The organism is Arthrobacter sp. BB-1 (assembly GCF_006151685.1).
Taxonomy (GTDB): Bacteria; Actinomycetota; Actinomycetes; order Actinomycetales; family Micrococcaceae; genus Arthrobacter.
In genome coordinates, this window is record NZ_VDEV01000022.1 from 177,322 (window position 1) to 189,659 (window position 12,338).

Here is a 12,338-nt window from a genome sequence, read left to right on the forward strand (position 1 = left end):
AATCTGTTCTTCGATAAATGAAACTTCTCCGTCGCCGAGCGCGCAGCAGGCAGTACGTATGTTCGTATACGCAGTGCTTTTCCGTATACGCAGTGCCTTACAGGGCTGTATTACAGTGGACTCTAGTCAAAGATACTAGCGCCAACAGCTTCATGGCTTCGCGCCACACTGGCGCAGTGCGAGCGGGGAAATCCCTGTCAGCCATGCTGAAAGGACCCCCATGACCCCCCGCATAGCAGTTGCCGCCGTGACCTTCGACCGGCCCGGCGAACTGGCTGTCCTGCTCGATTCCATCAACAACCAGACGGCCACGGTGGACACGATCTGCCTGGTGGACAGCGGCACAACGCCGGCCGCGGACGTGGCGGGAAAGCACCCCAACGTCGACTACGTCCGTTCGGAAGCGAACCTCGGCGGCGCGGGCGGATTCGCGCTGGCGGCGCTGAAGGCCGTGGCCAGCGGTGCCAGATGGATTTGGATGATGGACGACGACGCCGAGCCGGCTGATCCGGAATGCCTCGCCACGCTGCTGCGTGAGGCCGAGGCGCGCGACCTGGAAGCGGTGGTTCCGCTGGTCACGGCGCCGGGCCAGCCGGACAGGCTTTCGTTTTTCTTCCGCCTGGACGGGAAAGTCACGCATAGCCGCGCCGAGGTGGAGAAGCTGGGTTTCCTGCCCAACGACGGCCACTTCTTCAACGGAGCGCTGATCCGTTCCGACGTCTTCTTCAAGGTGGGCCTGCCGGACATGCGGCTCTTCATCCGCGGGGACGAGGTGGACTTCACCATCCGCCTTCGCAAGGCAGGGATCCGGTTCGGCACGGTGACCACTACCGCCATCACCCATCCGCACGCTTTTTCGGAGACCCAGCATGTGTTCGGCGCCGGCTGGCACGTCATCGTTCCTGAATCGGCCTTCAAGCGGTACTACTACTACCGGAACCGCGGCTACCTGATCCGCCGGTACTTCCGTGTCAGGTCCTTCGTGGCGGATGTGGGGGGTTACCTGGGCTACTTCCTGCAGCGCCGGGACCTTCCCGGCTTCCTGGGCTGGGCCAAATCGTTCACTACCGGGCTGCGCGGCAAAGGGTTTGCGCCGCTGGAGGACCAGAAATTCTAGGCTGCGGTTCCTAGGTCCTGCGCGCCAATCCCTGGCGCTTCAGCCCTCGGGCCGCAAGGAGCCACAGCAGCACCCAGGGCTCGCCGAGGACGCGGTAGGCAACCCGGCGGGGATGAAGCAGCAGGCGCCACGCCCATTCCAGGCCCATCCTGCCAAGCCATCGCGGGGCAAGCCGCTGGATGCCGGCAAGCTGTTCGATCGCCCCGCCAACAGCGCAGTAGACTGCCGGCGGCATGTCACCAAGGCGCCGCTGCAGGACTTTCTCCTGGAGCGGCATGCCCAGTCCAATCAGGACCAGCTGCGGCCGCTGCCGGTGGAGCCAGGCCACGGCTTCGTCCTCGAGCCGGCCGTCCCAGCCCTCCCCCGGGAAGCCCGCGACGTTTGCGCCGGGAACGATTGACTGCAGCTTCCTCACGGCGCCGGCGTTAGCCTCCGCACCGGCGCCCAGCACGGCGATCCGCTCCAGTCCCCGCACCTGGTCCAGGGCTGGAAGCCAGTCGGTGGAGCCCAGCCGGTAGTCCATGACGGGGCCTTCGGCCTTGCCGGTCCTCCCCCACAGCCAGAGCACGGGAGCCCCGTCCAGCAGGACAACATCGCTCCGCTGGTAGAGGTCGGCGAAGCCCTCGTCCGAGAGGGCCAGGGTGACACTGTGGAGGTTGTGGCCCAGCACCGTGCGGGTGGAGCCTTCCTGGACATAGCGGCTGAGTTCTTCCACCAGTTCCGGAACACGCAGGGGGGTTGCCTCAACCTCCAGCAGCGGGACCTGCTGGCGGTGCAGCGCCATCAAGATTCAGTGTCCCGAACCGGCGCCTGGGTTGCCGGAGCGGGGGGTTCGACGGCGGAGGAACCTGACGCTGCGGGCTTATCCCGGGCGGTGGAAGGCTCGTCCGCCACGGGAGTCGCAACCGCGGGCGACAGGGCAGAGGCCCCTGCGTCAGACGGTTCCTCGTCCGCCTGTTCTTCCTCCGCCATGGGAATCTCGCCCAGGCCCAGGACACCCGGAACGTGCTCGCGGAGCTGGTCAAGGCTCACCGCACCGTTGCGGACCACGCGCAGGTGCGGGCCGGTGGCGTCAACAATGGTGGAAGGTACGGCGTCCTGGCCTTCCTGCGGCCGGAAGCCCCCTTCCAGGTAGACCTCCACGGAATCGGCCAGCTGCTCACGTGCGGCGGCGGCCGTCTGCCCTGGGGCGTGGCCCGTGCGGTTGGCGGACGAAACTGCGAGCGGTCCGGTGAGGGTCAGCAGTTCCTGGGCGATTTCGTCGTCCGGCATGCGCAGGGCAACCGTGCCCTTGGTCTCGCCCAGGTCCCAGTCGAGGGACGGCTGGGCGTGCAGGATCAGCGTCAGGCCGCCCGGCCAGAACGCTTCCGCAAGCTTTCGGGCGTCCGCGGACACGTCCGTGGCCAGTCCATCAAGGGCGTTGATCCGCGGAATCAGCACTGGCGGGGGCATGGTGCGGCTGCGTCCCTTGGACACCAGCAGCATGGTCACTGCCTGGGGCGAGAAGGCGTCGGCGGCTATCCCGTAGACCGTATCCGTGGGAAAAACCACGCACTTCTTCTCGCTGATGGCCCGCTGGGCGTGCTCAAGTCCCCGGGCGCGCTCGTCGTCGCTGGTGCAGTTATAGGTTGTGGTCACTCGCCTATTCTTTCATTCCGTATGGCCCGGACCCGCGAGCAGGGCGCTGGTGGCGCGCTCCTTGCCGTTGAGGTCCAGGTGCGTCCTGATTCCGGTCCAGTTCCCGGTCCTGGCCAGCATGGCCGAGATCCAGCCCGCCTGGACTTCCGCATGTTCCATCACAAAGTAGCCGCCGGGCCGCAGGAGGCGTGCCGCGGAGGCGGCGGCCGCCGTCGGAAGTTCCATGCCGTCCGCTCCCCCGCCGTACAGTGCTTCGGGCGGATCATGCAGGGCGACTTCGGGCTCGTTGGGGACGGCTTCAGCGGGGATGTACGGCGGGTTGGAGACCACGACGTCGAAGGTTCCGTTGAGCTCCGGCAGCGCGTCGCGCAGGTCTCCCAGGACCAGGTGGACGCCCAGCGGCGCCAGGTTCCTGGCAGCCCAGGCGTGGGCGAAGGGGCTGAACTCCACCGCATGGACGTCGGCGCCGGGCACCTCGTGGGCGATGGATCCGGCGATGGCGCCGGATCCGGTGCCCAGGTCCACAACGCGCGGGTGCGGCATGCCCTTGAGGTGGTCGATCACCAGCTGCACCACGGACTCGGTTTCGGGGCGGGGAATGAAGACCCCCGGCCCCACCGCCAGTTCGAGGTAGCGGAAGTGAGCCACCCCGGTGATGTGCTGCAGCGGAATCCTCCCGGCTCGCTCCGCCACCAGGGCTTCATATCCCTCCGGGGCAGCAGCGTCCCCCAGCATCAGGGCACGGAGGCGGCCCAGCCCGACATTCAGGAGGTGGTCGGCGAGCAGCTCGGCGTCCACGCGGGGGCTGGGGACGCCGGCGTCCCGGAGGATGGCTGTTGCCTCGGCGACGGCGTCCGCCAGCGACTGGCCTGGCTGAAGTGTCATGTCTGGGATGTACCGGAAGCGCTAATCGCCGATGGCGTCCAGGCGGGCCTGTTCGTCCATCTCGATGGCTGACTGGATGACGGGTTCCAGGTCCCCGTTCATCACCTGGTCCAGGTTGTATGCCTTGTAGCCGGTGCGGTGGTCCGCGATGCGGTTTTCCGGGTAGTTGTACGTGCGGATGCGCTCCGAGCGGTCCATGGTGCGGATCTGGGACTTCCGCTGGGCGGAGTTCTCGGCGTCGATCTGCTCCTGCTGGTGCGCCAGGATGCGGGCCCGCAGCACGCGCATGCCGGCTTCGCGGTTCTGCAGCTGGGATTTCTCGTTCTGCATGGCCACCACGATGCCGGTGGGAAGGTGGGTGATGCGCACGGCGGAGTCGGTGGTGTTAACGGACTGGCCGCCAGGGCCCGAGGACCGGTAGACGTCGATCTTGAGGTCGTTCTGGTTGATCTCGAGCTCTTCGGGCTCGTCCACCTCGGGGAGGACCAGCACGCCGGCCGCGGAGGTGTGGATGCGGCCCTGCGATTCGGTGACGGGAACGCGCTGGACACGGTGCACGCCGCCCTCGAACTTGAGCCGTGCGTACACGCCCTCGGCAGGATCGTTCGAGTTGCCCTTCACGGCCACCTGGACGTCCTTGTAGCCGCCAAGGTCGGATTCAGTGGCGGAAATGATTTCAGTCTTCCAGCCCCGCGACTCGGCGTACCGGGTGTACATGCGCAGCAGGTCGCCCGCAAAAAGCGCAGCTTCGTCGCCGCCTTCACCGCCCTTGACCTCAAGGATGACGTTGCGGGCATCATCAGGATCACGCGGAATAAGCAGCCTGCGCAGTTTGGCAGCGGCAACCTCAAGGGCGGCTTCCAGTTCAGGCACCTCGGCAGCGAACTCCGGATCCTCTGAAGCCATCTCCTTGGCAGCAGCAAGGTCATCCCGGATGCCCTCCCACTTGTGGTAGGCCTCAACAATTCCATTAAGCTGAGCCGACCGCCGCCCCAGCTTCCGGGCAAGCCGCTGGTCAGCATAAACAGCAGGATCCCCCAGCTGCGCCTGGATGGAATCATGCTCATCAAGCAGGCCCTGTACGGACTCAAACATCTTTCAAAACCTCTTTCGACTTGTACAAGTCTAGTAACAAACAAAACCGGACCGCGGCTGGTGCGTTAACGACGAAGCCGCACGGATTTTTCCGCCCCGGGAGTGGCATCGGGCCTGCCGGAGCTGGGCGGCTGACGATCGAAGATCGGAAGCCGCCCAGCGTAGGGGCGGGGGCGGAAAAATCCGTGCGGCGTCAGCACCGGGGCAGCAGAATCAGCCGCTCACCGGGGCGTTACTTGTCGTTATCCGACTTCGCACCAAGCGTCGTCTTCTGGACCTGCATCAGGAACTCGACGTTGCTCTGGGTTTCCCGGATCTTGTTGGTCAGCAGTTCAAGGCTCTGCTGGGTCTCGAGTCCGGAGAGGACGCGGCGCAGCTTCCACATGATCTTGACTTCCTCGGGCGAGAGCAGGTTCTCCTCGCGACGGGTGCCGGACGCGTTGACGTCCACGGCCGGGAAGATGCGCTTGTCAGCCAGCTGGCGGGACAGGCGGAGCTCCATGTTGCCGGTGCCCTTGAACTCCTCGAAGATGACCTCGTCCATCTTGGAACCGGTCTCCACGAGGGCGGTTGCCAGGATGGTGAGCGAGCCGCCGTTTTCGATGTTGCGGGCGGCGCCGAAGAAGCGCTTGGGCGGGTACAGCGCGGCGGAGTCCACACCACCGGACAGGATGCGGCCGGAGGCCGGTGCTGCCAGGTTGTAGGCGCGGCCCAGGCGGGTCATCGAGTCGAGGAGCACCACGACGTCCATGCCCATTTCCACGAGGCGCTTGGCGCGCTCGATGGAAAGTTCGGCCACGGTGGTGTGGTCGTCGGCGGGACGGTCGAAGGTGGAGGCAATGACCTCGCCCTTGACGGTGCGCTGCATGTCCGTGACTTCTTCGGGGCGTTCGTCAACCAGCACCATCATGAGGTGGACCTCAGGGTTGTTGGTGGTGATCGCGTTGGCGATGGACTGCAGGATGAGCGTCTTGCCGGCCTTGGGCGGCGAGACGATCAGGCCGCGCTGGCCCTTGCCGATGGGGGCAACAAGGTCGATGACGCGGGGGCCGATCTTCTTGGGATCGGTCTCCAGGCGCAGCCGCTCGGAGGGGTAGAGCGGAACCAGCTTGGCGAATTCGACGCGGTCCTTGAGCTCTTCGGCGGTCTTGCCGTTCACCGAGGTGACGCGGACCAGGGCGTTGAACTTCTGGCGGGCGGACTGCTGGCTGCGGTCCTCGCCTTCACGGGGTGCGCGGATGGCGCCGACCACGGCGTCGCCCTTGCGGAGGTTGTACTTCTTGACCTGGGCCAGGGAGACGTAGACGTCGTTCGGGCCCGGGAGGTAGCCGGAGGTGCGGATGAACGCGTAGTTCTCCAGGACGTCAAGGATGCCCGCGACAGGCAGCAGGACGTCGTCCTCGGTCACTTCAACGTCGTCGACGTCCGGACCCTGGGAGCGCCCGCGGCGGCGGTCATTACGGTCGCGGAAACGGTCGTTGCGCGAGCTGTTGTCCCGGTCCTGGCCGCCGGAGCGGTCATTGCGGTCGTTCCGGTCGCGCCGGTTACGGCGGTTGCGGCGGCTGCCGCCGTCGGAATCGTCGCTGTCGCGGGTGTCCTCGCGGCGGGAGCCTTCACGCTGGCCGGCCTCGCGGCTGCCTGCGTTGTCGCGGCCGCCGTCGGCGCTTTCACGGGCGCCGCCGTCGCGGCCGGCGTTGTCACGGCCGCGGGTGCGGCCGCCGTCGCGGCGGTCGGTGCGCTGGCCTGCGTCGCCCTCAGCCGGGGCTTCGGTGCGCTGTTCCGGCGTCCGCTGTTCGGCGGTGCGCTGCTCCGCGGCCTGCGCTGCGGGGCGCTGTTCGACGTCGGCCTGCGCGGCAGGAGCCTCGGCGGCCTCCGCGCCCTGGGGTGCTGCGGCGGCAGCTTCGCCGCGGCGGCGGTTACGGGTACGCGGCTGGCGGCGCTCGGTGGCGCCTTCAGTTGCCTCGGCAGCCTCGGCAGGAGCTTCCGCCGGCGCTGCGGTGCCGGTGGCGGCAACGGCGGCCTCGGCAGCAGCGGGCTCCGCGGCGGCCGGAGCCACCACGCCGTCGCTCACTGCGCGGCGGCTGCGGCCGCGGCGTGCACGGGTGCCGTCGGCGGGCGCTTCCGTGGTTTCAGCCGGGGCGGAGACGGCCGGCGCGGCAATGCTCTCGGCACGCTTCTCGGTTGCCTTGGCAGGAGCCTTGGCAAGTGGGGTGCCGGCGCGGTGGGCGGAGATGGCGGAAACCAGGTCCCCCTTGCGCATCCGGGAACCGCCGGAAATGCCGAGCTGGCTGGCAAGTGCCTGCAGCTGGGCGAGCTTAAGGCCTGCGAGGCCGCTGCTCTTGGCGGGTGCGGCCGGTGATTCGGCAGCAGAAGATGATAGTTCCACAGCTGGCGACAGCTCAGTGGTTTCGGTCACGAAGGATCCTTCCCCCTCGACGGCGTCCAGACAAGGAGCTGGACGCGATGATTTGATCTGGGCTGCAGTTCAGATCTGCAGCCGGATTTTTCGGCCTTGCCGGTTGGAGATCGGCCAGCAGGGCCGGATACTGATTCACCTTCCACTCAGCCCGTGGCGGAGGGATGGACTGACGCTTCAGGGGCAGCTTAATGACTGCAGATTCCTGCGACAGACCAAGCAGGCGGCACCGGAATAGATTGCGCAGTAGGAGATCAAATCGCAAATGAATGCTGGAGGAGATCAGATAGGCGGAATTACCGCCGGTGCATCTCCACCTTAGCACCTTCAACGTCCACTGCCAGCTTCAGAACACGCCATGCAATATCAGGCGTGTTGGCCGCGATGAAGTCCTTGATGAAGGCCACCACGGCCGCGGCGTCGGCTTCTCCGTCGGCCAGGACCAGCACGGTGGGGCCCGCACCCGACACGACGGCGGCGTACCCGGCCGTTCGGAGCGCCGCGATCAGCGCTGCGCTGGGGCGCATTGCCTCCGCCCGGTAGCTCTGGTGCAGGTAGTCCTCGGTGCCTGCCAGCAGGAATTCGGGCTTTGCCGTCAGCGCGTGGATCAGCAGTGCGGCACGGCCCGCGTTCATAGCTGCCGCATGGTGGCCCACCGATGCCGGCAGGAGAGCCCGGGCCGCCTCCGTGGACAGTTCGAAGTCCGGGACCGCCACAACCGGGATGACCGAATCCGCCACTGTTGCCCGCGTGCTGCTGTACTGGTCATTGTTCTGCCAGGACAGCGCCAGTCCACCGAAAATGGCGGGTGCGACGTTGTCCGGATGTCCCTCCATCTCGGAGGTGAGCTGAAGGATCCAATCCTTGCCGCGGCGGGCAGCCTCTGGAACCAGGGCATTGGCTGCGGTCACGGCAGCTACCACTGCCGACGCAGAGGACCCAAGCCCCCGCCCGTGCGGATTGACGTTGTCCGCCGTGATCCGAAGCCCCTCATGCCGGAAGCCCAGGCGGTGCAGGGCTTCGGTGAGGGCGCGGACCACCAGGTGGCTGGCGTCACGGGGAAGCGTTTCAGCCCCCTCACCGCTGAGGTCGAACTGAAGCTCACCGCTGCCCAGGGTTTCCACCGTCAGGGTGTCGTGCAGCGACAGCGCAAGCCCCAGGCTGTCGTAGCCCGGGCCAAGGTTCGCGCTGGTGGCGGGCACGCGGACGGTCACCAGCTGGCCGGCCGGAACTGCCGGCGCAGCGGCCGCGGACTCGGCAGGGACGGTGAGGGTGGTTTCCACGGTTACTTGTCTTCCAGTCCCAGTTCGGCGGCAACCGTCACGACGTCATTGGGCACCTTGACAGGCTGCACATCGCTGCCGTCCTCGGTGCGCAGGGCCCACTGGGGATCCTTGAGGCCGTGGCCCGTCACGGTGATGACGATGGTCTTGCCTGACGGAACTTCACCCGCGGCGTGCTTCTTCAGCAGCCCGGCCACGCCGGCGGCGGATCCCGGCTCCACGAAAACGCCCTCACGTGCGGACAGCCAGCGGTGCGCGTTCAGGATTTCCTCATCCGTAACCGCATCAATCAGTCCACCGGATTCGTCACGGGCGCCGATGGCACCGTCCCAGGAGGCGGGATTGCCGATCCGGATGGCCGTGGCGATGGTGTCCGGTTCGGTGATGGGGTGGCCGGCAACAAACGGCGCGGCCCCCGCAGCCTGGAAGCCCCACATCACGGGGGTCTTGGTGGAGACGGCGGGAAGGGTGCCGGCCGTCTCGGACTCGAACGGAGCGGAGTACTCCTTGTAGCCCTTCCAGTAGGCGGTGATGTTCCCTGCATTGCCGACCGGCAGGACGTGGATGTCCGGTGCGTCGCCCAAAGCGTCGACGATTTCGAACGCGCCGGTCTTCTGGCCCTGGATGCGGGCGGGGTTGACCGAGTTCACCAGGAACACCGGGTAGGACTCCCCCAGCTTCCGGGCGATGTCCAGGCAGTTGTCGAAGTTGCCGTCCACCTGCAACAGCGTGGCGCCGTGGGCGATGGCCTGGCTGAGCTTGCCCATGGAGATCTTGCCTTCCGGCACCAGCACGGCGCACTTCAGGCCGGCGGCGGTGGCGTAGGCAGCAGCAGAGGCGGAGGTGTTGCCGGTGGAGGCGCAGACCACAGCCTTCGCCCCGGAGGCGACGGCGGCGGTCATGGCCATGGTCATGCCGCGGTCCTTGAACGAACCTGTGGGGTTCATGCCCTCCACCTTCAGGTACACCTCGGAACCGGTGAGCTCCGAGAGCTTCTGCGCGTGCACCAGGGGGGTGCCGCCTTCGCCCAGGGTGATGACCTTGGTGGATTCCGTCACGGGCAGACGGTCAGCGTATTCGCGGATGACGCCGCGCCATTGGTGAGCCACTTAGACTCCTTCTACCCGCAGAACGGATGTAACTGAATTGATGACGTCCAGGCCTTTGACGGCCTCGACGGTGGCCGCAAGGGCAGCCTCTGACGCGCGGTGGGTGACGATCCGCAGTTCGGCCGATTCCGTGTTGGATTCGGCGTCCTTGTGGATGGTTTGCCGCATGATTTCGATGGATACGCCGTGCTCTGCGAAGAGCTGCGCAATGCGGGCCAGGACGCCAGGCTGGTCGGCGACGTCGAGGCCGATGTAGTAGCTGGTAGTGGCTGCATCGATGGGCAGGGCCGGAACGTGGCCGGTAGTGGTCTCGGTACGCTGCGGTCCGCCCAGCACCAGGCGGCGGGCTGCGGAGACAAGGTCGCCCAGTACGGCAGACGCCGTCGGCGTGCCGCCGGCACCCTGGCCGTAGAACATCAGTTCACCGGCGTTTTCCGCCTCAATGAACACGGCGTTGAACGCGCCGCGGACGGCGGCCAGCGGGTGTTCGCGCGGCAGGAGCGTGGGGTGCACGCGGACGGACACGCCCTCGTTGCCATCGGCGTCAGTGAGTTTCTCGGCGATGGCCAGCAGCTTGATGACGAAGCCGGCGTCCTTGGCCGCGGCGATGTCAGCGGCGGTGACGGACGTAATGCCTTCGCAGTGGACGTTCTCAAGGGCAAACCGGGTGTGGAAGGACAGCGTGGCCAGGATCGCGGCCTTGGCAGCGGCGTCGTGGCCTTCGACGTCGGCGGTGGGGTCCGCTTCCGCGTAGCCGAGGCGCTGGGCCTCTGCCAGGGCATCGGCGAACTGGGCGCCGGTGGAGTCCATCTGGTCCAGGATGAAGTTCGTGGTGCCGTTGACGATGCCCAGCACCCTGGTGATCCGGTCGCCGGAAAGGCTGTCGCGGATGGGCCGGAGGATGGGGATGGCGCCGGCCACGGCTGCTTCGTAGGAGAGCTGGACCCCTGCCTTGTCCGCCTCTTCGTAGAGGGTGGGGCCGTCCTGGGCCAGCAGGGCCTTGTTGCCGGTGACAACGCAGGCGCCGTTCCGCAGCGCGGAGAGGATCAGCGTCCGGGCGGGCTCAATGCCGCCCATGAGCTCGATGACCAGGTCTGCGTCCTTGACCAGCGTCTCGGCGTCGGTGGTGAAAAGCTCCTGCGGCAGGTCCACGTCGCGGGGGGCGTTGACGTTGCGCACGGCGATGCCGCTGAGCTGCAGGCGGGCGCCGGTGCGGGCGGCAAGGGCGTCGGCGTCCTCAATGAGGATCCGCGCAACCTGGGCCCCAACGTTGCCGCAGCCCAGCAGGGCTACTTTCAGGGTTCGCAATTCCGTCATTCAGGCTCCCATGTCGCGGTTCAGCAAATCTTCTTCGGTTTCCCCGCGGACAATCAGCCGGGCAGATCCGTCGCGCACCGCGACAACGCCCGGCCGGGCCAGATAGTTGTAGTTGCTTGACAGGGCCCAGCAGTAGGCGCCGGTCCCCGGTACAGCAAGCAGATCACCGGCTGCCACGTCCTCGGGCAGATATACATCTCTAACAACTATGTCGCCGCTCTCGCAATGTTTGCCCACCACGCGGGACAGCTGCGGAGCCGCCGCGGACGTGCGTGAGGCCAGAATTGCGGAGTAATCGGCGTCGTAGAGCACGGGGCGGGCGTTGTCGCTCATGCCGCCGTCCACTGAAACATACCGGCGCGGATACGTAACGTTGTTGCCTCCGTCACTGGCTCCGGACGGGGCCGGTGCGTCCACCCGAACGGTTTTGATCGTCCCCACCTCGTAAAGGGTGAACGTGGTGCTGCCCACGATGGCGCGTCCCGGTTCGATGGAGATTCGGGGCGGGTCGATGCCCAGCTCTGCGCAGGTGGAACGGACGACGGCGGCCATCGCCTCCGCGATCTCGGCTGCGGGGCGGGGGGTGTCCACCGGGGTGTAGGCGATGCCGTAGCCGCCGCCGAGGTCCAGCTCCGGAAGGACGATGGAGTACTTCTCCTGCATGGCGGCGAGGAAGCGGAGGAGCTTCTCGGCGGCCATCGCGAAGCCGTCCGGCTCGAAGATCTGGGAACCGATGTGGCAGTGCAGGCCCAGCAGTTCAATGCCCGGGTGCGCGGCGGCGGCAGCCACTGCTTCTTCGGCAGCGGACAGCCCGGCCTGTTCGGTGGTGTCCGCGGCCATGGAGAGGCCGAACTTCTGGTCCTCGTGGGCCGTGGCAATGAATTCATGGGTGTGCGCATGGACACCCGGCGTAAGCCGGAGCATGACCTTGGCCTTTTCCCCCCGGTGTTCAGCGATGGCGCCAACCCTGACCAGTTCGCTGAGGCTGTCCACCACAATCCGGCCGAGCTTCATGTCCAGCGCACGGTGGATCTCGCCGTCGGACTTGTTGTTGCCGTGCAGGGCAACGTCCGCACCGGGAATCCCGGCCTTTGCCGCTACGGCGAGCTCTCCGCCGGAGGCAGTGTCCAGGCGCAGTCCCTCTTCTTCGACCCAGCGCACCACGGCGGTGCAGAGGAACGATTTGCCGGCGTAGTAGACGTCCACTCCCCCGCAGATGTCCGCGAACGCATTGTTGAAGGCATCGCTGAACGCGCGGGCCCGCGCCCGGAAATCGTTCTCGCTCATGACGAACAGCGGGGTGCCGTACTTCCGCTGGAGCTCACTGACCGGGATCCCGTCCACGGTGAGTTCGCCGTCGTCGTTGCGCTCCACGCCTTTGGCCCACATGGGTTCCTGCAGGGCATTCAGGTCGGCAGGAACCGAAAGCCAGGCAGGGGCAAGCGGGGAACCGGCGGTGGTGTCCTGTGCAGTCATGG

Annotated in this window: 10 protein-coding genes; 1 reads left to right on the forward strand and 9 read right to left on the reverse strand. The window is 66.8% G+C overall.

Features of this window, described 5'->3' with window-relative positions; translation table 11 throughout:
* The first annotated feature begins 220 nt into the window (after positions 1 to 220).
* Positions 221 to 1,117 (forward strand): glycosyltransferase, encoded by an 897-nt coding sequence (locus tag FHJ30_RS12660; RefSeq protein WP_139029631.1) that lies wholly within the window; start codon positions 221 to 223, stop codon positions 1,115 to 1,117.
* Between the two features lie 10 nt (positions 1,118 to 1,127).
* Here FHJ30_RS12660 and FHJ30_RS12665 read toward each other — a convergent pair whose 3' ends face one another.
* The 9 genes from FHJ30_RS12665 to lysA all read right to left on the reverse strand — a co-directional run bounded on the left by FHJ30_RS12665 (position 1,128) and on the right by lysA (position 12,336).
* Positions 1,128 to 1,901: a WecB/TagA/CpsF family glycosyltransferase gene (locus tag FHJ30_RS12665; protein WP_139029632.1), complete on the reverse strand. Its 774-nt coding sequence runs from the start codon at positions 1,899 to 1,901 to the stop codon at positions 1,128 to 1,130.
* Complete coding sequence (locus FHJ30_RS12670) at positions 1,901 to 2,755, reverse strand: L-threonylcarbamoyladenylate synthase (RefSeq protein WP_139029633.1); 855 nt, start codon at positions 2,753 to 2,755, stop codon at positions 1,901 to 1,903. Before FHJ30_RS12670 ends, FHJ30_RS12665 begins: the two co-directional genes overlap by 1 nt.
* 12 nt (positions 2,756 to 2,767) lie before the next feature.
* The gene (gene prmC / locus FHJ30_RS12675; protein ID WP_139029634.1) at positions 2,768 to 3,640 is read right to left on the reverse strand and encodes a peptide chain release factor N(5)-glutamine methyltransferase; all 873 of its coding nucleotides are present in this window, start codon (positions 3,638 to 3,640) and stop codon (positions 2,768 to 2,770) included.
* Between the two features lie 21 nt (positions 3,641 to 3,661).
* Complete coding sequence (gene prfA, locus FHJ30_RS12680; RefSeq protein ID WP_139029635.1) at positions 3,662 to 4,735, reverse strand: peptide chain release factor 1; 1,074 nt, start codon at positions 4,733 to 4,735, stop codon at positions 3,662 to 3,664.
* A gap of 232 nt (positions 4,736 to 4,967) precedes the next feature.
* Complete coding sequence (rho, locus tag FHJ30_RS12685) at positions 4,968 to 7,151, reverse strand: transcription termination factor Rho (protein WP_139029636.1); 2,184 nt, start codon at positions 7,149 to 7,151, stop codon at positions 4,968 to 4,970.
* A gap of 296 nt (positions 7,152 to 7,447) precedes the next feature.
* Positions 7,448 to 8,434 (reverse strand): homoserine kinase, encoded by a 987-nt coding sequence (gene thrB / locus FHJ30_RS12690; protein WP_139029637.1) that lies wholly within the window; start codon positions 8,432 to 8,434, stop codon positions 7,448 to 7,450.
* Between the two features lie 2 nt (positions 8,435 to 8,436).
* Entirely contained in the window at positions 8,437 to 9,543 is a 1,107-nt protein-coding gene (gene thrC / locus FHJ30_RS12695) for a threonine synthase (RefSeq protein WP_139029638.1), read from the reverse strand.
* On the reverse strand, positions 9,544 to 10,860 hold the full coding sequence (locus FHJ30_RS12700; RefSeq protein WP_139029639.1) for a homoserine dehydrogenase: 1,317 nt from the start codon (positions 10,858 to 10,860) through the stop codon (positions 9,544 to 9,546). It abuts the gene before it with no gap.
* Positions 10,861 to 12,336, reverse strand: a complete 1,476-nt coding sequence (gene lysA / locus FHJ30_RS12705; protein WP_139029640.1) for a diaminopimelate decarboxylase — start codon at positions 12,334 to 12,336, stop codon at positions 10,861 to 10,863.
* Positions 12,337 to 12,338: the final 2 nt, after the last annotated feature.

Coding starts and splice junctions, on each gene's coding strand:
- FHJ30_RS12700 (WP_139029639.1), bottom strand. CDS start 10,860: ATGACGGAATTGCGAACCCTGAAAGTAGCCCTGCTGGGCTGCGGCAAC.
- FHJ30_RS12665 (WP_139029632.1), bottom strand. CDS start 1,901: ATGGCGCTGCACCGCCAGCAGGTCCCGCTGCTGGAGGTTGAGGCAACC.
- prmC (WP_139029634.1), bottom strand. CDS start 3,640: ATGACACTTCAGCCAGGCCAGTCGCTGGCGGACGCCGTCGCCGAGGCA.
- lysA (WP_139029640.1), bottom strand. CDS start 12,336: ATGACTGCACAGGACACCACCGCCGGTTCCCCGCTTGCCCCTGCCTGG.
- prfA (WP_139029635.1), bottom strand. CDS start 4,735: ATGTTTGAGTCCGTACAGGGCCTGCTTGATGAGCATGATTCCATCCAG.
- FHJ30_RS12660 (WP_139029631.1), top strand. CDS start 221: ATGACCCCCCGCATAGCAGTTGCCGCCGTGACCTTCGACCGGCCCGGC.